This is a genomic window from Marinobacter nanhaiticus D15-8W, from assembly GCF_036511935.1.
GTDB classification, from domain to species: Bacteria; Pseudomonadota; Gammaproteobacteria; order Pseudomonadales; family Oleiphilaceae; genus Marinobacter_A; species Marinobacter_A nanhaiticus.
Genome location: NZ_AP028878.1, coordinates 827,903 through 849,379, shown reverse-complemented (window position 1 = coordinate 849,379; position 21,477 = coordinate 827,903). Strand labels below are relative to the sequence as shown.

Sequence of the window (21,477 nt, the reverse complement as noted above, 5' to 3'; positions counted from 1 at the left end):
AGTAGATCGATCATCAACTAGCTAACATGGGCGAGCATTTCATCCAAAACAGCTTGCCTTTTAAGTCGATCGTTCGTTATTTCGCCCAAACTTTCAATAATGCCTACAGCTTTTGTGAATATCGCAGTGCCTTCCGCACTATGGTGACTAAACTTATCAATGATCTTTTGTGCATATGCATCCATCTTTTTTGATCCTAGTGGTGGAACATCTTTACCAGCCACTAGAGCGGCAGCCAAAGGAAGAATATGCCATTTAAACCTTCGCATATTCTGCGGAATAGTATTATTTGAAGTAAGCAAATGAAATCGATACAACGCTAGCGCACTAGCGTAATATATTATCTCCCTATTCCCTTCGTTGAAAATTTTCGCACCAAAATCTTCATACATTCTTTTTGGATATTTAAAAGAAAGGTCCGGCCTTCTAACGAACATTGCACATACACATTTCGCCGCATTATGGAGCGATACTACTCTAATTGCCGCTACGCCTTTTCCAACATACTGCCTATCTCTCCGCTCAAAATATAGCCGACCATCCTGTCCTTCGTATGTATTAAAATAAGCTTCCACTCTTTTTGCTATAGGACTCAATGACAAGAACTGCGACTCTTCAATTTTTGACTGGCTATTTGTCGCACGAACCAGTTCACTAAAAACATCCTCATCGGTTGTTTCAACCACCTTCAATGTAACCATTAAATCATCAGTTAGAGCTTCACGATTCTCATATAGAACATGAGACGTTTGACATCCATTGACGATCTGAAAGTTCGAAATATGCAAAGTCGTACCTTGGACTCTTACATCTGGACTTACTAGAGTCACTCCATTATTTAGCACGGGAAATCTTGTCTTACTACTTTGATTAAGAATGGTTTCCGCAATCTGTTCGTTAACAGGATTCTCAGGCCCCAGGAAGTGCCGAACGTTTTCTTCGAACAGTTGCCCGCGGATGCTACCATCATCACTGACAAGCAAATTTTCGACGTAGTCCTTAGCTTTCGCCACAACGAGATATGACTCGTCGATTCCGGCTATTTCTGGAAGCGAAGCACTACTATTCATTGTAAGGCTCGCCTCGATTCCACTGTAGCTAGCTACCCAAGCACTCACAAGGTCATCACGTCCCATGAAGCGAACGTCAACATTTTGGAATAAACCGAGTTCGCCAAGCTGGGAAATCATATCCTTTCGCCCAGCCTCCAAGGCATCAGGAGCACTATAATTGCCTGTTGTTACAAAGAATGCGGAAACACTTGGCTTACCATGCCTAATCTTTGGGACGTTCTTAATCGCGACATCGAAAGCCGCTCTTGCTTCCTGCTGCAAATCACTAAGGGCCAAGTATGGCTCTTGTGTAAAAAACCTGAGCACAGACTCTTTGAATTTAAGAAAGTCACCTAGATCAAAGCCGTCACTTGTTTTTCCCTGTACAAAAACCACCTCCACATCATTATTTCGTCTTTCGTGGGCAAACAGAGATTCGGCATCCCCAGCTGAAACAATGTGCTCTTCATTTATAATAAGGGCTACGCCATCAGTACCGTCATCGTCATTCCCAGTAGTTACATCGTCGAGATCAACTGATGTTGCTAATTTCCCAGAAAGAACTGCGAAGTTCGCAAATTTCTCGAATTGAACTGTACGGTCATCGGCTGCTAGAGCGTATTGATCAACAAAACTATCAAGGTGACTTGCTACAATGCGATGCATTTTATAACCCTTCTATTTTAAGTAAACTTCAATATCACTGAACGCACGCATGATCCCGAGCCGATTCGATTCCCGACCTATTGTCCAGTCACTTCCTTACTTTCCGTGGGGCAACACCATAGGAATTTTGAATTGGATTCGAGATTCAGAGCTCTTAGATTCGCTTGCTCCGCCGGAACCGCCGATGTTCATAGCTCCAACCGATATGCCGCCTTTTGCGGACTTTTCCTTACCTTCAGTCGCATGCACCGCCACATCGAACTCAATTGCTTGCACAGAGGGAAGATACTCAACGATGTCATCCGACGCAGATAAGATGCCATAGTGTTTTGCCTTTCCCGTGACATCGACTATGACATTCTCCGGATTAACTACTGCAGCCGAACTCCTGAGTTCCATATTGGCTTCTTCAATTCCTTGGGCAAGCTGGACTAATGTCTCCCGAATAAAATCCTTTAATTCCATATCTAGCCCCCCTGGAGGTGATACGATATAACATGGCAAATGCCTCCTACCCCACGATAACAATCTCTCGTTACCATTCGACCTAATACTTAGTTCGAAACGACGGAAACGTCAACGCTGGCGGCATACCGCGCGAATAGCTATATCGAAAGGGTTCGCCTAGACTGGCTTTGACCGAACGTGGGCGCAGTAGACGGGTAACAACTGAAGAACCAGATCTCTCCCTGGAAGTCACACCACTAGGCAGGTGTCGCTAATGCCTGGCATCCTTGCCGGCAGTATTTCGAACGAGGAACTCTATAGAAAGGCGGCACAAACCTTACCATGCTTGAGGGCTCGCGCTGTCGGCATAATCGGAGTTTCCCGTACGATATAGCCCACACCGCGAACCTATACTCTTTACCGCCCCTACTCACTCCCCTTCTTCTATACAGCAACCATTGAGCTCATCGAGCTGCCGGATCAGTTCGGTCGCTTTGGACTGCCACTGAAAGACAGTTGATCGGAAGTCCGCCGCGGCCTCCCTGGCGACAAAAATGGCCGCCAGGTCCGGGCCGGTCGATTGATCGGCCATGTCCTCGATGCGATGCAGAATTTCGCTTACCTGCATGCCTACGTTGATCACGTCATGATTTATGGAAGCCATGGTTATTGCGCCTCCTTACCGTCAATGAATCCGAGCAGTGCTTGCAGTTGAGCGACACCTGTCAGGTACGCCCTGCCATCCTTTTCTCCAGCGGTCAGAGCATCCTGAATAGCCTCATCTTCAGTGCGCCCGAAACCCTGGGCGAGGCCGGCGCTGACAGAATCCCCACCCGGTACGTATAGCGCCGCGTGATGGCGGCCATCGTCCATTGGCTTGATCTCTCCAATTTTCTTTCCGTCCAACATTATGTCTTGTGGAATCCGGATGCCCGGCTGGTCAACAAGCTGAAATTTCATGGTGTGGCCCTCGTGTCGTTGTTGGGTTGCGTTAGTCATGGGTAGCTTTCTCCTAAACCGATTCCTGTGGTTCTTGATCCAGTAGCGGGCGAATGTGGCGTATCACATGCCGGCCGGCCCGGGTCAGATAAACTTCGCGGTACCGCCGATCCAGCAGGTGGTCCTCCAAACGAACCAGCCCCAACCCTGCTGACGGGCGCCCTTTCTTTCCCGTCGCCAGAGTGGTGACGTGAAACTGGACGTGCTGGTGCGGCAGGTGGAGGGCATCGGCGATATCACACATAAAGCCGCCCGGCTTCCGATCCACTTCCCGCAGAATCCGCAGCTTTGCCATATCCAGTCCTGGCCAGCGTTCGGCCAGGTCATCAAGCGCGTCGGCCATAGTCGCCTCCCTCGGCTTTTTGCATATGGCGAACCCGCGACTCGATATCGGTGGCGAATGCCCTGTGCCTCTCCCCTTTGCGAGCGTTAAAGCGGATCCGGGCCAGCCGGGCTTCGCGACGTTCGGGATCGAGGGCCATAAGCTGTTCCGCGAACTGATTCAGCATCCGCTGGCGAATGTCAGCTCGCAGGCGCGGTTTCATTTGTTCCAACAGGAATTCCCGGCTTTCGGGTTTCTGCCGCATCACGAACCGGGCGAGGCAATCGCGCCGGTGCGCCTCGCCGTGTTCCGGCTTCTCTGGGCCCAACGTGGCCGTGTTCTTGTACTGCATACCCGCCCCCTTACTTGCTCGTTCTAAGTTGGTGTGTCGCAAAAAGGTAATATTGGTAATGCCGGTGCAAAACGGGCCGCTAACCCGCGTGGTTACTGGGTTTCCGGTATTACCTTTAAAAGGTAATTTCGGGTAATACAAAAAGTTATGTCTTTGATTTATAAGAAATTGTTTGTTCGCCATTATTACCTTTTTCCTCTCTGGTGATTTGGTAATTAATTACCTTTCTATTACTCATTTATTACCTTTAGCTTTAGCTCCTATCTCACTGTTTTTTATTAATTTTCTTACTTATAATTTCACGTATTACCTAAATTACCTTTTTGCGACGCTCACCCACGGACACAGAATTCAGGCTCTATAGGCGCGCATGCGTGTGCGTAACCCACTCATGAAGCCGCTCTCTCGTCGCGGAAAACCCAACAATGAACAGCCTTCCCTGTTAGCTTGCTAAGCACCTTCTTTTGCCCTACAAATGGCCGGCGCTGGCTCTGCGGCAGCAGCCTTTTCAGCTCACGGGTACTGATCATCTCGGTGCGATTACGAGCGCACTCCTGCGCGAACTGCTGGAGATGAACGGCTATGAAGTCGGAATCGCGGGAGTGGTTCAGGATCTCGGGATCCTCGATGCTGAATTCGTCGTTGCTTGGGCGGACGTTGATCAGGTCGTAGATTTCCCAGAACTGCTCGACCATCGGGTGATCGGCCTGCAGGCGGCGCTGGCGATCAAGGGCGCGGGACCAGGCAAAGTCCTGCAGCCGCTGACTGTCCTCCGCGCTCCAGCGATCGCCAAAGATCAGGGTAGGCACCAGCCCCAGGCGGCCACCTGGGCGTGGTTGAGTACCAGGCGGTTCTGGATCTTGCCGTCTGACAGGCCCTGATAGATGTCCTCTACCTGGGCGAACCGTTCCTGATAGAGATCCAGCAGGCTGCGCTCAAGCGACAGCGCCTTACCCATCCAGCCGGCCAGATCCTCGGCAGGAATAGACGCCAGTCGGCGTGCATGTTGTTCGGTCCTGCGGCTGAAATGGGCCCGGGTGCAGTGGCCATGGACGATCCGGGAAAGCAGCGCTTCGGATCCGTCTACGGTGGCGTTCTGGCTCAGCAGGATGCTGCCCCGGAATGGCGGTTCATCCGTTTCTGCGCCGCGCTTTTTGACCCCCATGGACCGAATGCCCCGGCCGTTGAAGGCCGTTTTCAGCTCGTCCATGTCAAAGCCGCCTTTGCGCGCGCCTCGATCGTCGCTGTTCCGATCGCCTTCGATCAGGACAACCGGGAGGTTGGACACCTGCATGAAGTTACGGGCGCGGCCGGCCGGCGTGGCCTTGCTCGGGTCAAAGCCCTCGTATCCGTCACGGCCGCAGCAGCGCCACAGGAATTCAATCTGGGTAGACTTACCGGCGCCCTGGTCGCCGGTGTACTCGAGGAAACACCAACTCTTTTGCAGCGCCCGGACCTGTTCAGCGAAAAGGCTGCCCAGCCACCACGCCATCAAAAGCATGCCGTTGTCGCTGAATGCAGCCTTGTAGCCGTCGATCCATCCCGGATTAAAGGACTCACCGCGAATCAGGTTCAGGGACTTCAAACCCGATTTGAGCCGGTGCTTTCCGCACTCCATGAATCCCTGTTCGTTGAGCTCCAGCCCCTGACCCTTGTGGTACCCAAAGCCTGGGAACACGTAAGAACCGGCATCGCGGTAGTAGCCCACAAACGGGATCGTGTGTACGTAGCTGATCCGGCGGTTAAACCACTGATCACGTAGGCGCTTGAGGTCGCGGGCGTCGCCATCGAACGTGCCACCGGCGGTGCGGTTCAGTAGCGCCTTGTTGAATGCGCTGGGAGATTCGAGGGCGGATCCCTCCAGCGACACCAGGCTGGTGGGGTTACCGCTGGTGAAGTCGAACCGGAAGAAATAAAGCTGTTCTTCGGTCAGCGCGTCCTGCTCGATATAAAGAAACTGCGGGTGGCAGTTGCTGATACGCTCGCCCCGCGTGGCGCCAAAGAAGTTGCGCTGCAGATCCTTGATCAGGTCATCATCGGCCAGCCAGGGCGGCTCGGCCGGATCCAGCGCGTCCTGCAGATCGCCGATATCGCGTTCATCAACTTTGTATTTCCAAAGGCTGGCGCCCCAGGCGAAATTGACCTGGGCCCGGGGCTGCTTCACCCACAGCCAGAACGCCTTTTCCTGGGCTGTCTCAGCGGCCGCCGCGAAGCCCCGCCAGATGCTTTCATTCAGGTATTTCTCATCCAGCCGGCCGTTGCGTAGCTCATCGTCCCAATCGGCCTTGCCATCGGGCAGAGCGATCAACACGTGCTCACCCATGGCCCGCAGTTCCTCGCGGTATTTGCGGGCGAACTTGATGCCGGCCGGGTCGTTGTCGAGTGCCAGAACCCACGTCACATCACGGTCGCGGTTCGCCTCGATCAGTTCCCTGGGCAAATTGTTGGTGCTCAAGGGGCTGACCGACTTCACGCGCTGGCCGTTGTGCTCGCAGTGCATCAGGGCGATCGACTTAAAGATGCCCTCAGTTATCCAGACCCAGTCGCCCTTCTCGACCTGCAAGCCCCGGGGCTGCCAGCACTTGTTCTTGTACATGGATCCGTCCGGCTGGCGCTTCCCTCCGAAGTGCGCCTTCTTCCCGGCCTTCTTCACCATGCCGGTGTCGATCAGACGCTCCCAATAGGTTTCGGTACCGCCGAACAGGTAGAAGCGGACCGTATCGGCATACTCACCATCACTTAGCCGAACCGATGCTTGCTGGTACATGCCGGCAATAAGGCCCGGGTTGAATCCCCTGTTTTCCGCCAGGTACGCCCGGGCGGTGGCGTTGGGATCTTCCGGCGTGGCCGGGAAGCGCTCGCTGTAGTTATCGAACAGATGCGGGTAACGAGTGCGGGTGCTTTCCGTATATCCGCAGTTGTTGCTGCGGTTGCATGCCAACTGCCAGGGCTGCTCTGCCGAAACGAACAGTTCCTTTTTCTGGCACTCAGGACACACGCCGCGCTGCAGGTACTTGCCGACCTTCTTGAACTGCAGGGCCGGATCGTTCAGCAGTGCCTGGACGATATCGGCCGGATTGGGTCCAGCGTATTGATCCATTACGCGCCCCCAGTACCGCTTCCGGCTGCATCTGAGGCGGCTTTAGCTATTTCGACGGTGCAGGCCGTTAGATGTGGATTCGCACGGAGTAGATACCGGTTGAGCTGAGAGGCTGAAAAGGTGGTTCTCCCCGCCACCATGATCGGCCGGAAGATATCGGGGTTCTCATCCCGAATTTTTTTGAAGTAAGGCTTCGAGATCCGCAGTGCTTCTGCGGCTTCATCTATCGTGTATAGAGGGTCTTTTTCGATGTTCATTCCTTCCTGAGCTCCTCAAGACAGCCATAAACGCAAGATTTGCCCTTTTGTGGTTTGCGACGGATTCGTACTGCTATCATCCGGTTCCGATCAGGCAAATAAATGGAAACAAAACCAAATACGAATAAATTACCTGTATACGGTGATAGTGGATGCGCAAACCCTAACTGTCAACCGTTAATGGTCATTTTGTGCATATGAGGTTAAAGGATGAACGCAGAATCGCGAGAGAACTTCGGGGAACGCTTGAAACAAATTGAGTTCGAGTTGGGAGGAAGGAAGGTACTGATCGATAGGACCGGCATCTCTCAAAGCCAGCTATCCAGGTATGCCCGTAACGAGGGCCAGCCAACTATCGGAAATGTCATCGCCATCGCAAATGCTGGAGGCTACAGCCTAAAGTGGTTGGCTACCGGCAAAGGCCCAAAGAAAGAAGGAAACGAGCAAGTTCCCGAAGGGACCGTAGTAATACATTTTTATCGTAGCAATCAGTCCTCTAGTGGTGCCGAGAGATCAACGACCGGCGAGAAATCAGTTCCAATCTTGTTCGACATCGATTACCTGCGTGATGAAGTCCATGTAGAACCTCAAGCATGCGCACTTTTCAGGGCCCGCGGGGACAGCATGGCTCCCACCATCAAGAGCGGCGATTTACTAATTATCGATCAGTCAGTCCGGCGCGGCGACGACATTTTCGTGCTGCGTTTGAATGACGAGACCATGCTGAAGCGGCTGCAGTTTCTTCCTACGGGTGAAGTCAAAGTCATCAGCGATAGCGAGGCTTACGACAACTACACCCTGGGCAAAGAACAACTGGCCGACTTGCAGGTTATTGGGCGTGTTGCCTGGCATGGCGGGAGGTGCTGAGGATGGCGAGAAAGCTTTTCACCATTCGCAACGGCCGCTGGGTGGGCGAGTTTCCCCACGACCCAATAGAAGGCTGGGAGAGCGGGCGGCGCGGTATCCGCCGAACACTCTGCAAAGTCTCAGATCTGGATGGACTTGATCACGCGGAAAAGACCAGGCGGCTGTCCGATCTCTATCACATCGCGCATGACAAGCTTCGGCGGGAGCAAAGCGGGAAGGCAGAAGCGCGCAACATAGAAAAACAGCGGAAGAAGAACATCACCATCCGGAGAGCAAGCAAACTTTGGCTCGAGGAAGTCGCCATTACGAACTCGCCCCAGACCCTGCAGAAGTACACGAAAACAATCAGCTATTACCTGCAAGGTATCGGCGACCATCGTTTCCGTGATTTCGATCGCTCATACAACATCAAGTTTCTGAAGCACTTGGGCACCTGCGCTTACCAGGGCCGTCCCATGAGCGAGTCGACGAAAAATAGCCACCTGCGACAGTTTGAAGTCTTCCTTCGCTGGGCTTACGACCACGAAATTATCGACCGGATCTGGTCGCTGAAAAAACCAAAGGTGCCCAGGCGGGATATGGACACCTACACCGTCGACGACCTGCGCGTGCTGAAAAACTACATTCAGGAACGCCTGACCGAAGCGGAAGTGGATGAGGACACCCGGCAGATCAAGCATATGCGCAACATGCTGCGGGCCTACATGATGGCTACCCACTCACTACTAAGACTTGGGCCGATATGGGCTATGCGGCTAGAGAATATCGACTTGGACAAGCGAGTCATCCGGGTGCAGAACAACCCGGAACTGAAATGGGTAAACAAGATGAATAAGTGGCCGCTGAAACCCATCAACGAGAAGCTGGCCGCTTTCTTGGAAGCCGATATCGAGGCCAGAGACCCACGGGAGGTGTACTTTCTGGACAACGGGCGCGGCTATCCCTGGTACGCCGATCGCGCGGATATCTCTAAGCTCGCGTCGAAGATGTGCGCCGGCGCCGGATTGCCAAAACTGAAGCCGTTCCACTGGGGAATGAGGGCAACGATGATCACTGCCCTACTCAGTGAAGGCGTGGATCCAGTGAAGGTCCAGCAACTGGCCGACCACGACGATATATCAACCACAATGCTCTATCGAGACAGCCGGAGAATCAGCCAGGAGGAAGCCGCAAACCGGCTTGCGGACCTGCTGTAAAATGTCACTCGCACGTCACTTAGCTTGTGCAATTATTTAAAGACACTGAAAATCAAAAGCCTACGAAAAAATACCAATACCATGACCCTGCTCATAATCGATTGGTCGCTGGTTCAAGTCCAGCAAGGCCCACCATTTTCAATGACTTAGCTAAGTGTCACAAAAGTGCCACCCAGCCTAAAGACGGGTGTCACAGCCCATTTGTGTCACTGAGGTGTCACAGGGGATTGTGACACCCACCCCAAGCGGGCAACCCGCGCCACGCTTGAGATGAGTCCCAAACCTCCGATTCCAGTATTGCCCTGCCCTTCAGTTTTTCGCACTTCGTGCAAAGCCCTCAGAAGCCTCTGACACGGCATAACGCCAACACCTAAGCATCCCGCTGCACTCACACAGAAATCGCACTAAATTGGACCCAGAACGCCACAGGTGTGGTGTGGAGGAGTGGTTTTTCTGACCAATACTATTTTTTGAACCAGTTTCCGTCTTCTACAACGAGAATGCTCAGCTACGAGTTGTTAAAATTTGACCCATTAGTGAACGCCAGTGGGCGTATATACTCGGAAGCTGAACCGTATCAAGGCGTAAAACGTTATCAGTCAGCTTATTTATTGAAGGCCGCTAGTGCCGGGAAAGGTCGTATTCGCCAGGTGGATTGAATGGGCTGTAGTCACAAAAAAATTGAAGCTGCGTTAGACCGGTGGGACGAAAGCCATTGGTATCTGCATCAAATTGAAGTCCACTACCACAATGCAGACGCTATGCGTTATTCAATGAATGCGTTTATACGATCCCTGAGAGAAATCCCTGACATGGTCGCTATGGCATTACAAAACCACGATGGATTCTCCACTTGGCACAAGCCCATCAGAAGAGAACTGGAGCTAGCTGACCACCTTTTCTCTCAGATAATTCGGCATCGTCGCCACATCGTTCATAAATCGATGTTAAAGCCAAAAAGCAAGGCGTTTGTCGCTTCGATCCGAGGATACACTGTTAAAATGCAGTTTGGGTTCCATGTGGATCCATTCGAAGACAGCGACATGGCTATAAGAAGATTTATCGACATGTCAAAAGACAACCCCATAGTGTTGCAGGCGTTAGCGCCAGACGAAATTCAAGTACTAGCATTGATCCGAGAATGGCACATTGAAGGGTTTGAGGAAGAGCTCATAGACTCATTTAGAAATGCCTGGCTCAGAGTTACTGCTTATTTATCGAAAATTCTCGTTTACTTGGGAGGAGAGCCGTTCCCAGAGGGTTTGCCGGAGTGCTTTAAAGACCCGAGAAATTACAGATATAAAAAATACTATGGTAGCCAACTAAGTGCTCCAAAATAGCGTTGGCCTCAAGCGCAAATAGGAGTCGACAGGGCGGACATGCCGCGCAAGCATACTGTCGAAAATATTGTGCAAAAGGTTACTTCTGCAATCCATCAACTGTAGTTTTATTACTGTTAATCGCTGCTGCGCATGAAGCAATACTGCTTCCTTCGTTTATAGTCCCAACGCTTGGATGAGTATGCGTTGATAAAACAGTCAGAGCATCACTAGTCGACTGCATGAATGCGCCAATTACAGCCAGCAAATTGACAGCAGGCGAACCTATCCAAACATTAGCCCCCTGCAGCACCAATGGCCCAGCAGCCGAAACAGTGGTTGTACCCGCACTACCCATCTGGGCATTACCCTGGCTCATCATCGTCATATCCGCCTTGACCGTGATCGAGGCCGTACCCGCCACTGTCTGCGAATAGTCGAGCGAGACAGTATCCGAAACCGAACCGGCCACGGTACGGCTAACGTTCTGTCCGATGTCCTGCACCAAGTCTTTTCCGGTGATCTGATTCAAGGATCCGCCGGCGATGTGGTTTTGGTCCCCTGCAGCCGTCATGTTCAGGCTTCCCCCGGATCCTGCGTGTACCGTGGATTCCGCCATCATCTTGATGGTCCCGGCCTCGGTCTGCTTGATGCCGCCGATGTGTTCCACTGAATGCTCGAGGATTTCGCGCACTTCGTTCTGTAGCTGGTCGATCTTCTCCAGCGTCTGGGTCAAATGGACTTCGCTGGCATCCGTAATGCTCGCGTTTGTGGTTCGGGTCCAATCGCCCTCGTTATCTACCTTTTGGGCCACACCATCGCGCTGCTGCCAAACCTGCTCGTATCGGTCGCAGGCCGGCAGGCTTTGCCGAAAAGGAAGCACAGAACGCACGAATGGTTGATCAGCCCGGCCGTATGCCCAGGCAACCTCAACAACGGTGCCCGGCTGTGGTAGCGCGAACTGGCCCCGCTCGTGCCCTACTCCGGGCACCGTGACCGGTACCGATTCCAGCAGGGGCTGATCGGTATCAGGGCGGCCATTCTCATCCAATAGCTGCAGGTCCACCGCCCAGCGCGGCCGGTAGGGATCGGCCAGACCGCCTTCAACGGGTGAATCGGCGATGCCCTCAACAACCGCGAAAACCGGTAGGTGATAGCCAGCCACCAGCTCAGGAAACATTCGGGACACCAGGCGCCGCACAGTCTCGATCACGCCGCCACCTCCTTTTTCAAACGATTATCCCAAGGGTTCAGGCTCCAGCGAATCCGCATGTCCACACCCATGATTTCCACCCGCGTGATGTACACGGGTTGCCCGCCGGCGATGCTTATCCGCACACCTGGCCGCAAAGCCGGTACCACGGGCAGCGTTGCCCCATTGGCGGCGCTTTGCCGGGTCAGCCGCGCGATCGGTACCGGAACCGTGGATCCGCCAAAGGGCGACGAATCCCAGCTACCAAAATACACGCGGCCGTCAGGCTGTTGCTGCCAAATAAAGCGGGGGATCTCCAGAGCCTGGCCCAGGTTGTCCAAGGCCATATAGCCGCCGCCTCGATGAGCAAAGCGCGGTAGCATCACTTCACTCCAGGCGCCCTCACCCATTGAAAACGCCAGACCAGTCTGATCAGTGACAGCCCGCAGCACCTCAGACGCGCGGCAGTGCCTGAGAGACAGCGGCACGCGCCGGTTCAGCGTTGCCGGCAACTCACGAACCACCACGCGCCGCTGCTTTGCGTCCAGTGCCTGGCACTGCTCGACATAACCCAACATGTAGACCGGGATCGTTTTCGCGTCATACCCGACGCAAAGCTGCACCAGCCCCGAAACCGGGCCGGTCGCCTGAATGGTGAAAACGGCCCGCCCTGGCGTTGAAAGCTCCAGGGTCAGTTGATCGCTTACCAGCGGATAGCGATCGCCGCCGATCGCCAACCGTTTATGCAGACGCATTGCCATTACCTCCAGGCGCCTGCGGCAACGCCTTGTCGACGCTGCTAAGGAACTGCTCAAACCCTGTCATCTGCACCCCGTTGGGCACGGCCGCGCTGGTATTACTGGCGCTGACATTCTCGCCGGCCGTCTCCCTCGCATTTGGCGTGGGCTCTTCCGCGCGTTGCTCTCGCTTCTCCGCGACGCTCAGGTGTTCAGCCAGGGTAAATCGAACCGTCCACGCTCTTTTTCCGGTTTGGGGATCCACCCGCAGCGATTCAGCAAAGCGCACCTGGCGGATATTCATTGCCTCGGCCAGGTCGTCGGCAATGGTGTACGTCAGCGGGTCACCGCTGTCGTCGATCGCTTCCGCTACAGAGGAAAGCCGGCGCAGCGCGTTGCCCTCAGCAAAGGTTAACGTCAGAGCAACGCTTAACTTTTTGGCCTTATTCCCAGCCGTAACGGTGTCGGTGCTGCTGGTCTGACCGCTGATATCCTTCCGGGCCAATGGCATAGCCAGTGATACCGAAAGATCCTTGCCGGGTACCAGATATTCCGTATCTCCGTTAGAAAGAATCATTGGCCTACAACCTCTTTGAAGTAACTCAGACAACCAGCCGGGCCCGTCACGGCCACCAAAGCGCAAAGCGGGGCGCCGGGATTCGGTGGCGAGGATTGCTGCAGTTGTGCCGCCAGTCCCTCCGGACTTCCACCGGCCGCAACGTAAAGCTGCTGTGTCGTCGGGCCCAATGTTCCGCGCAAGTCATCCCATGCCCGCTGCCTTTCCGTGAGCATTGCCGTCCGGTTGTCCAGAAACGCCTGCAGGTCCATTAGCGGATCCGTATCGCTGGACAGTGTTTCAACCCTTGCCAACAGCGCACCAAGCTGCGTCCGAATAGCCGCGCCCGTCCCATGCTGTTGTCCGTTCAGGCGCCGCCATCGTGGGTTATGTGATGCCGCGATGCGCTGCCGCTTGTCAGCTTCCAGGGTGGCCAACTGCTCGGCGCGACGCTGGCACAAAGAAAGATCACCCAAAGGCAAAACTGAATTGAACGCCGCCAACGAACGGGCCCAGCTTCCGTAGTCGCTGCCGCTGACCATGATCAGCAACAATTCTTCGGATTCATCCTTTGCTGGATCCAGTTTGTCCTTGAGCTTGTCTACCAGAGCCTGAACTGCCTGGGCCGGGCTCAACCACCCGCGCGCGGGTTCGCTTCTAACCCCGTTCCCAGTGTCGCCGGCCCCTTGAGTCCAGGGGTGGATGGTGACGACCTGCCCACCACTGGCCAGCAGGTCAGAAAGCGCTGCACGTTGCTCAACGATGCCGCCGGCTCCCGAAGCCAGATCGCCGGGCTTCCACTTGCTGCGAGACGAAATAGCAGCCAGTGACGCTGTCGAGGTCTCGATCGCTCCCGGTATAGCCTCCAGGCTTGGATCGGCGGCATCTGACGCCGCACCAGCGGTTGCAGGTTCTGTAAGATCAAGTGAATACCACGTCACGCCTGCCTCCTTTGTCGCTACAGTTTCATGATGAAAGCGAGTGCGTAGTACGGGGGTAAATTCTTACCTTTGCCGTCTTCACCTGCAGATTGGACCGAGATTGAGTGCGAGTGGCTACCATTGCCGCTCACAGACACACTGTGGCTATGGCCGCCTGCTGTCGATGTGTAGTGGTACGTTGACGCGTTGCTACCGGTAAGCCCTTCTCGGCGATGCCTCGAGGATCCTGACACACCGCCATAGGCGCTTGCGAAGTCGTTCGCTTCAGCCTTTCCCGACAGGTGTCTGTGACTGCCGGCACTGCTCGTACTCGCTGAGTGCCCGTGATAGCCCCCTGTGCTTGCTGAGGCGCCATGCGAGTGGCTTACGACCACCGCGTCTGCACTACCTCCGACAGCGCCAACTTCGTATGCCTTGCCGGCCCCAACCACAAAGCGATCCGTCAAATCCGGCGTGCCGTTTGTACCGTCACACAAAGCCCATCCCGGACGAATTTTCGAGATATCGCCGTAGTGCATGATGATGTCGCCAGGTTCAAATTCGGCAGGCGGCTGACGCAAAAACTCATCGATCAGCGCAGTCGTGACGTCGACCGCTTGGCGCAGGTCAGTGGCGGTCCCGTTGGTCTCGATCTTCGCAATTTTGACCAGAAAGTGAGGGGTCCCCACGCCATCCACATAGTCACTCTGGGCAGCGGTAAAAAACGCCGGCACTATCCTGATCGTTTTCCCAGTCAGGTCACCGGCCAAACTCACGTCCAGCCAAATGTCCTTCGGCAGCACACCGGGATCGTCTAGTGTCAGGGCTTGCTCAAGGGAAACATGAAGCCCGGCCACAAATCCTTCCCCGGCACTGATCGAATAGCTGCCGGCCTCCTCGAGCACCTTAAAACCGTCATTCATGAAGCGCTGACGGCCATAGATGGCCAGGTTCGCCATCCGCTCGCGCTCGTCGATACCGTCCACCCGGGCGTTGAAGTCGATTTGCCAGGTCTCCGCCTGCACCGTGATGTTGGTGGTCGCCTGGGCATCGGTGAACGCCAACAGGAAATTGCGAGTCAGGTTGTTGCCCGTCGCTGTTCCGCTGGTTGCAGATTTCTGCTGTGGCGGAACATAGGAGACCGCCACCAGCGTGTCATCGTCTGCTAACAGACCAACCCAGTTAAACGAGAAGTCGCCCACGTTCGTGCCCAGCAACAGGCTGTATACCACCTGTTCGGGGTCCACATAGCCCTGCGCGCTTACTGCGCCCTGCCAAACGATGTCGCCGGCGTCGGGCAGTACCTCGTCGGGATTCACCGGCTGGGTGTAATCCAGGCCCTCGATATTGGCCAGAACAAAGCGGTCGAGAGTCAGCACCTCCCGCGCGCCCTGCTTCTGGGCTATCAGATCCCGGCCGGCCTTTGTAAAAGCGCTCATGATCGTTCCTTTCCTCGTTACAGCTCTGCCCGGGCGTAATCCCAGACGTTTGAGAATTCAGGCGCGGCAGCGCCCACAGACACCGGCGTTACCACTTCAAACTCGTATCGCCTGCAGGTTCGCCCGTACATTTGCCGGATAATGTCCAGCAGCTCGGGGTTCTCACCCAGCTGGCTGTCCGTCAATCGCAGCACGATAATGTCCCAGTCCCGATCGAGGCGCCGTTCCTCGATCTCGACATATCCCACACCCAGCCGCTGCAGTATTCGTTTGAAGCCCGCCACGCTGCCGGCATCGGCACTGTTGAGATAGGCGTATTTCACGCGCTTGCGGTAGAGCCAGTCTGGTTCACCGGTGAATCGCGTTATGTCCCGCTCCCAGGCCAGCAGGTTGAGGATTGCCAGCGGCGCGGTGTCCGCATCAAGCTGCTGCATCGGCCATTCCAGCCACGTCTGCACCAAATCCCACCAACGATCGGCTGCGCGCCGCAGTGCCTGCATACCGCCCAACGCCTGCCAAAAAGTCAGCGCCAGGCGCGGCCGTATAGGTGATTCGTTGCTGCTCATGCCCTTACGCCTCCATCGTCCACGTAAGGGCCAGCGTCCCCAGCCGGGCCACCGCCAGTTCCGTCACAATGTCGGGCTGCCCCCAGCTAATCGAAACGAGGACCGCAAACTGGGCATGCAACTCCTGGGACAGTTTCGAAAAGCTGAATCGATTGAACGGCCAAGTCCGCGACGGGCTGTAATCGCTGTTTTCGCGGAATGCGGCCCGGATGAACTGTTCAACATCAGCCTGCAGCAGCGTGAGCTCTGCGGCCGTCAGCGTACTGGGATAGATAAATGTCCCGGCCACATCCTCGACCTGCTCGGGCATGGCTTTCACCTGCAGGTCGTCCCCATGCCCGTGGTTGCCCTCATCGGTGATATAGGTGTTCACCGGATCCAGATAAGACTGCGAAGGTGTCCCTGTATCGAAAAGCACATAGGCGTCGGCCGATCCGGGACCGCGCGGGGCTGAATGGTCAAAATAGATCCGATCAGGATCGATCCCGATCTGCTCTGCGATCATGGAGCGGTAAACGGCATCCGTGTGGTATTGGTTTACCGCGCTGAACTGGTTGCGAACACGCAGCCGCATGGCGTCGTCGCTTTCCTCCTCGGCTCCGGGCGTCGTGATCCAGTCGCTGGCGTTGGTGACAGACGTAACGCCATCTATCGGTTCTTCCAGAACCGTGAAGTATCCGCCGGCCAGGTTGTAGGCGCTCCCGGCCAGTTCCGCCTCGACCGGTGCCTGCAGCGTCGTTTCGCCATCTGCAAAACTGGAGTCTGCGGTGACCCGCACGCGGTAGGTAGTGCCATTGATCGCCACCGTGCGCACCCAAGTGCCCTTCGCTACCATCAGCGCCCCACTGCTGGATGCGCGGGTAAACGTGAGCGTGCCCGTCAGCTTTGCCGCCGGCTTGCGCTCAATATCGAACGTCCAGGCCAGCAGCTCCAGCATGGATCCGGTCGCCAGCTTGACGAACGTCTGCGGCATCAGGTGCCGAACCAGATAGGCCAGTAACCAAAGGACAGGCTTGGTTACCAGGGCCCGCGTCATCCGCCAGAACGGCGAATACGCCGAATCATTGGAAAACGGCACGCCCTCATTGTCCGCGATAGTCTGAAACTGCGACTCCAGTGCCGCCGCACTCGTTGGTACCCCTGCTTGATCCAGAGCTGCTTTAAACTCCTTCTCCTGGCGGTTCAGGTTGTCCAGATTCAGTTCCGTCATGTCGTCACCAGTTGCGATAAGTCCAGATCCACAGCACCGAATTCACGGGTTTGCGCCACCAGTCCCCAGCGACCCTCGTCCTTGGGGAAGCCGGGCAACAACGGCTCAATCTCGACCGTGCCCGGTACAATGCGCAGATCGTCTTCCAACAGAAGTCGGATCTTCTGCATCAGCAGCCGCCGGCGATCGCGTGACCGCTCGGCCACCATCTCGACGAGGTACCCGCTCTCGCGGATTGCGTGCTTGATGTCCTGGGCGATGCTATCCCGATCCCAGACCAGTTCCGGCACCCCGGCCGGATCCAGCGCCAGGTCGTCGCCCCTGATCAGCAGGTCGATGTACTTCGCGCCTTCTGGCGCCTGCAGGCTCATTTATCCGGCCTCCATCATTGACCACTCTTCCAGCTCGGCCGGTCCCATTGGCTGGCTGCTGTTGATATACACATCGCCGTAATTGGCCGAACGGTTCCCGCCTCCCGCCTGGGCGGCTACGCCACCGGCTGGCACATTCAGTTGCCGGCCCTGCTCGAGGGCGGGCACTGTGCTATCGCCGAAATCGATGCCGGGGATCGTTTCCAGTTTTTCAATCACCCAGTCGAAGATGCTGCCAAGCTCCTTGAACCAGCCGACAATGCCGTCAATCACGGCCATGAGCGCCTGGCCCCAGGCAGAATCCATAAACGCGGCTTTGAGGTCGTTCCACCAGTAAATCATTGCCGCAACGGCCCCAATCAGGGCGATGATCCCGGCCACTATCCAAGTCAGGGGATTCGCCCACATCGCCGCATTGACCAGCCAGATCGCCCCTTGCCATAGCAGCATTGCGCCCCGGACTGCGCCCATCACTCCCACGGCTCCCACAAGTGCGGTTACCAGGCCGGCGATCGCCATGACACGCATCACTACGAGTCCGGCGTTCACCATCCACATCACGCCACGGGCAGCCAACAGAGCACCTGTCCAGCCGGCTGTCGCCAGCGTGGCTAGGCCCGTCAGCAAGGCAAAGGCGGAAACGGCCGCGCCCAGTCCCAGAACACCTATCGCCCCAAGTCCTACCCAGCGGGTCAGGTTCGGGAAAAGCTGTGTCCATCGGGTCAGCGTGGCACCGCCTTCTGCCAGCGACTCCAGAACCGGGTTGATCACCGGTAGCAGCACCTGGCCAAAGCTGACGCGGATCGCATCAACGGCCGCGCTGAATTGCTGGTAGGGATCGACCATGGCACTGGCCATCTGTCGCGCCTTATCCATGCCGGTCACTTTGCCCAGATCGTTGATGCTTCCAGCCAGGCGCCCGGTGTCCTTAAGCAATAGCTTGACCATGCTCACAGCCTCATCGGATCCAAAGGCTGACTTAAGCGCGTCGGATTCGGCCACGTTGAGGGTGTCGCCGAACTTGCCTTGCAGCTCTTCCAGAATCTGAATCATGGGCAGCAACCGGCCTTCGCTGTCTGTGAAGGACAGCCCCAGTTTTTTCTGGGCATTACCGACGCCTGCCAGGAAGGCTTTGTATTTCGTCCCCGCCTCGGATCCGCTCATGGTGGCTTGCAGCGTTCCCAGAATGGCCATCTGCTCGGATAGATCCACGCCGGCGGCCCGGGCGTTCGCGCCCAGACTAGTGAATGCTGCGCTCATGTTCTGGCCGTCCGTTTTGAACATCTGGACAGCCGCGGCTGTTTGGCCGGTAAGCTGCTGCACCCACTCGCTACGCCCCATCGCGTCAGCCTGGCGCGAAAAGATCCCGTACATGGTCCCCATGTAGGACGTGATCGTGCCGGCATCGGCCTTGGTCGCTGCCGCCAAAAGGTTGGAAGATTCGGTAAAGGTCGCCAGCTCACCGTTATTAAGTCCGGCGATCGCAGATTGGATATCGTAGGAGCTGCGCACGAAGTCCTTGGCGGATTTGCCGTACTGGATAGAAAACTGCAGCGCGGTATCAGTCAGCTTCTGGAGCTCGGCGTCGGCCACGCCCAGGCTCCGCACTTCACCGATGGCCCGTTCCATCTCCATCGCCGGCTGGATCATGCTTTTAATCGCCAGACCGGTTCCGGCCAGACCGACTGCCCCGCCGGCGATTTCCTGAAAACCAGCGGAAGCCGAGCGCCGAACACTCATCAGCGATTTGTCTATTTTTCCAAGCGGGCCGCTGACTTGATCGCGCATCCCAACTGAGAAGAACAGTTTTTCCAGTGCGGCACTCATCGGTTACCTCTGAATCTACGCAGCCTTCGCCTGGCTCTGTGCGGATGCGATGCGCTCACAAGCGATCTCGAAGTATTCGGGACTGCGTTCGATACCTATAAACCGGAAGCCTTCTTCAACCGCCGCCACCCCCGTGGTACCTGACCCCATAAAGGGGTCCAGAATCACCCCGCCAGGCTCACAGATGGCATTGATACTTTTCATCAACTCCACCGGTTTCGCGGTCATATGCTGTTTTTCCCGGGGATCCAGCCGGATGCTGTATGCCCCAGGCAGACACTTCACCGGTCGGTCGAGTGGCATCGGCCCCTTGCTCCCCCATACCACGTATTCCGCTTGAGCTCGGAAACGACCAGCGACGGGCCTGACGGCTGGGGTTTTATCCCAAGGCAAAACCCCGCGCCAAACCAGGCCGGCGGCCTGCATGTAATCGGTGGTGACCGGAAGCTGTCGCCAGTCAGTAAACGTGCAGACGGGGGCCCCGGATCGACATAGCTCTACGGCTGCCGTCAGCCAAAGCGTCGACCACATGGCAAAGCTGCGCTGATCCCTGTTTTCACCGAGAAACTCCGGGTATTGCTTCTTGGTTCCAGTCTGCTGGTATTTAGCGCTGCAACTTCCTGCGGCCCGATCGCCACGATACTGTCCACCGGAGCTGTACGGCGGATCCGTCACAACTGCATCCACACTCTCAGCCTCGAGCTGTCGTAGGATTTCCAGCGCTTCACCGCAGTAGAGCGTCGCATTACCGATGACTACTTTCCGGACCATCAAATTTCCTCTCTTCACTTACCGTTAACCGCCCGGGCTATCCCATTGGCGATCGCTACTTCCATTCGCTTCCAGTGGTCCTGCTCCAGCCAGGCCGCCTCGATCATCGCGGCCGGGTCCGGATCACGCCCCGGAAAATGCTTGTGAACCAGGGCCAACAACTGGCCCACGGTGTCGTCGTGCAGCCGGCTTATACCGGCATTTATTTTTTTACCCGGATCTCCAAATCCGGTTTGAATTCAGACGCCACGGCGCTGGCCAGCTCGACGGTCAGTCCCTGTTCCAAATAGTCCTGCAGCGTGTCTTTGCTTCCAGACTCCACCGTGCGTTTCAGGAAATTGGCGCTCGGCGCCACCTTGTTGTCGGGCATAAAGGCGTTCTGGTAGTTGTGGTAATCCTCCAGGGACACCCGAAACGCCAGGCTTGCGTCGCCGACTTCCAGTTCGATTTTCTTGCCGCTTTTCTCGGCCATGGTTCACCCCTTGTTGCTTCGTTGGTCGTTACTTCGTGACGTGCTGAACAGCCCAGGTCACGGCACCGCCGATCACCGCCAAACTGGTCAGCCATTTCATGAATCGCCCCAGTAAGGCCCCGACCTTCAGAGCCCCCTGGGCCGCCTTCCAGGCTTCCACCACTTCGTGGGTGGCGTCGGCCAGACGGTTGATCGCTGCCGCGCTCTCCGATTGCATCGTCAGCAGCTTGTCGTACTTCTGTTTTTCCTCGGCTTCGTGCTTGTCGAAGCGGTCAACCAGGGCCCGGAATTCGTTTCGCATAGACAGCAGCTCCTCATCGGTCAGCGGCCGCTGTGGTTCGGCGTCAGCCATCGCCCGCTCCTTTTGCCCGACTCCCGCCGAACACCTGCACGATCAGGGGCTGCAAGTTCTTCACGGTTCGTTCGCCGAATAGAAAACCCAGCACCAGCACGTTGATCACAATCAGGGCGCTCTGCTGCTTATCGGTGAGTGTCCAAGCACTGAACCAGCACCAGTCCAGCCAGAGCGTTGCGAAGCCCCACAACGGCCGCTGGCACCCCCGCAGGAATAGAACGATGGGGCCCAGCAGCGGAATCGTCCTCAGATCAGAAGCGGTACCCTCCAAAGCCTTAATGCGTTGGTTAAAGCGTTCTTCGGCGTCTGCTGCAGCCTGCGCGGCCGAATCGCGTCGCCGTTGCTCGACCTTCTGCAGGGCCAGTTCCATGTCGGCTTGCTGCTGGGGCGTCATGTCCGGCGGGAAATAGTCCTTGATCGCCTCAATCGCCTCTTTCGCCAGGCCGCCAGTGACCAGATCGCCCAGTTTGCTCAGCACACCCAT

26 protein-coding genes are annotated in these 21,477 nt (G+C 56.0%); 3 read left to right on the top strand and 23 right to left on the bottom strand.

Going from position 1 to position 21,477, the window contains the following annotated elements; genetic code table 11:
* Positions 1–17: 17 nt before the first annotated feature.
* The 9 genes from RE428_RS03790 to RE428_RS03750 form a co-directional block, all read right to left on the bottom strand.
* Positions 18–1,718, bottom strand: a complete 1,701-nt coding sequence (locus RE428_RS03790) for an AIPR family protein (RefSeq protein ID WP_004578904.1) — start codon at positions 1,716–1,718, stop codon at positions 18–20.
* A 96-nt stretch (positions 1,719–1,814) separates the two neighbouring features.
* Positions 1,815–2,183, bottom strand: coding sequence for a hypothetical protein (locus tag RE428_RS03785; RefSeq protein WP_004578905.1), 369 nt, complete (start codon positions 2,181–2,183; stop codon positions 1,815–1,817).
* 412 nt (positions 2,184–2,595) lie between these two features.
* Positions 2,596–2,829 carry a hypothetical protein gene (locus tag RE428_RS03780; protein ID WP_004578906.1) on the bottom strand — a complete coding sequence of 78 codons (234 nt, stop codon included), beginning with the start codon at positions 2,827–2,829 and terminating at the stop codon, positions 2,596–2,598.
* A gap of 2 nt (positions 2,830–2,831) precedes the next feature.
* A complete protein-coding gene (locus RE428_RS03775; protein ID WP_004578907.1) occupies positions 2,832–3,164 on the bottom strand; it encodes a hypothetical protein in 333 nt (110 codons plus the stop codon).
* Positions 3,165–3,177: 13 nt separating this feature from the next.
* Positions 3,178–3,507, bottom strand: a complete 330-nt coding sequence (locus tag RE428_RS03770) for a helix-turn-helix domain-containing protein (RefSeq protein WP_004578908.1) — start codon at positions 3,505–3,507, stop codon at positions 3,178–3,180.
* On the bottom strand, positions 3,491–4,021 hold the full coding sequence (locus RE428_RS03765; RefSeq protein ID WP_154660716.1) for a hypothetical protein: 531 nt from the start codon (positions 4,019–4,021) through the stop codon (positions 3,491–3,493). The genes RE428_RS03770 and RE428_RS03765 overlap by 17 nt, the downstream gene beginning before the upstream one ends.
* 206 nt (positions 4,022–4,227) lie before the next feature.
* Positions 4,228–4,647 carry a hypothetical protein gene (locus RE428_RS03760; protein ID WP_338381165.1) on the bottom strand — a complete coding sequence of 140 codons (420 nt, stop codon included), beginning with the start codon at positions 4,645–4,647 and terminating at the stop codon, positions 4,228–4,230.
* Complete coding sequence (locus tag RE428_RS03755) at positions 4,635–6,938, bottom strand: toprim domain-containing protein (RefSeq protein WP_338381164.1); 2,304 nt, start codon at positions 6,936–6,938, stop codon at positions 4,635–4,637. Before RE428_RS03755 ends, RE428_RS03760 begins: the two co-directional genes overlap by 13 nt.
* Complete coding sequence (locus tag RE428_RS03750) at positions 6,938–7,195, bottom strand: helix-turn-helix domain-containing protein (RefSeq protein ID WP_004578911.1); 258 nt, start codon at positions 7,193–7,195, stop codon at positions 6,938–6,940. The genes RE428_RS03755 and RE428_RS03750 overlap by 1 nt, the downstream gene beginning before the upstream one ends.
* A 210-nt stretch (positions 7,196–7,405) precedes the next feature.
* Here RE428_RS03750 and RE428_RS03745 point away from each other — a divergent pair, with 210 nt between their 5' ends.
* From RE428_RS03745 to RE428_RS03735, 3 genes are all read left to right on the top strand, one after another.
* A complete protein-coding gene (locus RE428_RS03745) occupies positions 7,406–8,062 on the top strand; it encodes an XRE family transcriptional regulator (RefSeq protein WP_004578912.1) in 657 nt (218 codons plus the stop codon).
* Positions 8,063–8,064: 2 nt separating this feature from the next.
* Positions 8,065–9,258 carry a tyrosine-type recombinase/integrase gene (locus RE428_RS03740; RefSeq protein WP_004578913.1) on the top strand — a complete coding sequence of 398 codons (1,194 nt, stop codon included), beginning with the start codon at positions 8,065–8,067 and terminating at the stop codon, positions 9,256–9,258.
* Positions 9,259–9,917: 659 nt separating this feature from the next.
* Positions 9,918–10,598 (top strand): hypothetical protein, encoded by a 681-nt coding sequence (locus tag RE428_RS03735; RefSeq protein WP_004578871.1) that lies wholly within the window; start codon positions 9,918–9,920, stop codon positions 10,596–10,598.
* 79 nt (positions 10,599–10,677) lie between these two features.
* Here RE428_RS03735 and RE428_RS03730 read toward each other — a convergent pair whose 3' ends face one another.
* Genes RE428_RS03730 through RE428_RS03665 form a run of 14 tightly spaced genes read right to left on the bottom strand, consistent with a single transcriptional unit; the run spans position 10,678 to position 21,477 of the window.
* Positions 10,678–11,790: a hypothetical protein gene (locus RE428_RS03730; protein WP_004578872.1), complete on the bottom strand. Its 1,113-nt coding sequence runs from the start codon at positions 11,788–11,790 to the stop codon at positions 10,678–10,680.
* Positions 11,787–12,524 carry a hypothetical protein gene (locus tag RE428_RS03725; RefSeq protein WP_004578873.1) on the bottom strand — a complete coding sequence of 246 codons (738 nt, stop codon included), beginning with the start codon at positions 12,522–12,524 and terminating at the stop codon, positions 11,787–11,789. Before RE428_RS03725 ends, RE428_RS03730 begins: the two co-directional genes overlap by 4 nt.
* Positions 12,511–13,083, bottom strand: coding sequence for a baseplate complex protein (locus RE428_RS03720; protein WP_004578874.1), 573 nt, complete (start codon positions 13,081–13,083; stop codon positions 12,511–12,513). Before RE428_RS03720 ends, RE428_RS03725 begins: the two co-directional genes overlap by 14 nt.
* Positions 13,080–14,003 carry a hypothetical protein gene (locus tag RE428_RS03715; RefSeq protein ID WP_004578875.1) on the bottom strand — a complete coding sequence of 308 codons (924 nt, stop codon included), beginning with the start codon at positions 14,001–14,003 and terminating at the stop codon, positions 13,080–13,082. Before RE428_RS03715 ends, RE428_RS03720 begins: the two co-directional genes overlap by 4 nt.
* Positions 14,004–14,020: 17 nt before the next feature.
* Positions 14,021–15,421: a phage tail-collar fiber domain-containing protein gene (locus RE428_RS03710; RefSeq protein ID WP_004578876.1), complete on the bottom strand. Its 1,401-nt coding sequence runs from the start codon at positions 15,419–15,421 to the stop codon at positions 14,021–14,023.
* A gap of 17 nt (positions 15,422–15,438) precedes the next feature.
* The gene (locus RE428_RS03705) at positions 15,439–15,987 is read right to left on the bottom strand and encodes a phage tail protein (protein WP_004578877.1); all 549 of its coding nucleotides are present in this window, start codon (positions 15,985–15,987) and stop codon (positions 15,439–15,441) included.
* A gap of 4 nt (positions 15,988–15,991) precedes the next feature.
* Positions 15,992–17,197, bottom strand: coding sequence for a baseplate J/gp47 family protein (locus tag RE428_RS03700; RefSeq protein WP_004578878.1), 1,206 nt, complete (start codon positions 17,195–17,197; stop codon positions 15,992–15,994).
* Complete coding sequence (locus RE428_RS03695) at positions 17,194–17,568, bottom strand: DUF2590 family protein (protein WP_004578879.1); 375 nt, start codon at positions 17,566–17,568, stop codon at positions 17,194–17,196. Before RE428_RS03695 ends, RE428_RS03700 begins: the two co-directional genes overlap by 4 nt.
* Positions 17,569–19,395 (bottom strand): phage tail tape measure protein, encoded by a 1,827-nt coding sequence (locus RE428_RS03690; protein WP_004578880.1) that lies wholly within the window; start codon positions 19,393–19,395, stop codon positions 17,569–17,571.
* A 15-nt stretch (positions 19,396–19,410) separates the two neighbouring features.
* A complete protein-coding gene (locus RE428_RS03685; RefSeq protein WP_004578881.1) occupies positions 19,411–20,166 on the bottom strand; it encodes a DNA-methyltransferase in 756 nt (251 codons plus the stop codon).
* 14 nt (positions 20,167–20,180) lie between these two features.
* A complete protein-coding gene (locus RE428_RS03680) occupies positions 20,181–20,327 on the bottom strand; it encodes a DUF6890 family protein (protein WP_406564730.1) in 147 nt (48 codons plus the stop codon).
* A gap of 41 nt (positions 20,328–20,368) precedes the next feature.
* Positions 20,369–20,638: a putative phage tail assembly chaperone gene (locus tag RE428_RS03675; protein ID WP_004578883.1), complete on the bottom strand. Its 270-nt coding sequence runs from the start codon at positions 20,636–20,638 to the stop codon at positions 20,369–20,371.
* Positions 20,639–20,666: 28 nt separating this feature from the next.
* A complete protein-coding gene (locus RE428_RS03670; protein WP_004578884.1) occupies positions 20,667–20,990 on the bottom strand; it encodes a hypothetical protein in 324 nt (107 codons plus the stop codon).
* Positions 20,983–21,477, bottom strand: coding sequence for a hypothetical protein (locus RE428_RS03665; protein ID WP_004578885.1), 495 nt, complete (start codon positions 21,475–21,477; stop codon positions 20,983–20,985). The genes RE428_RS03670 and RE428_RS03665 overlap by 8 nt, the downstream gene beginning before the upstream one ends.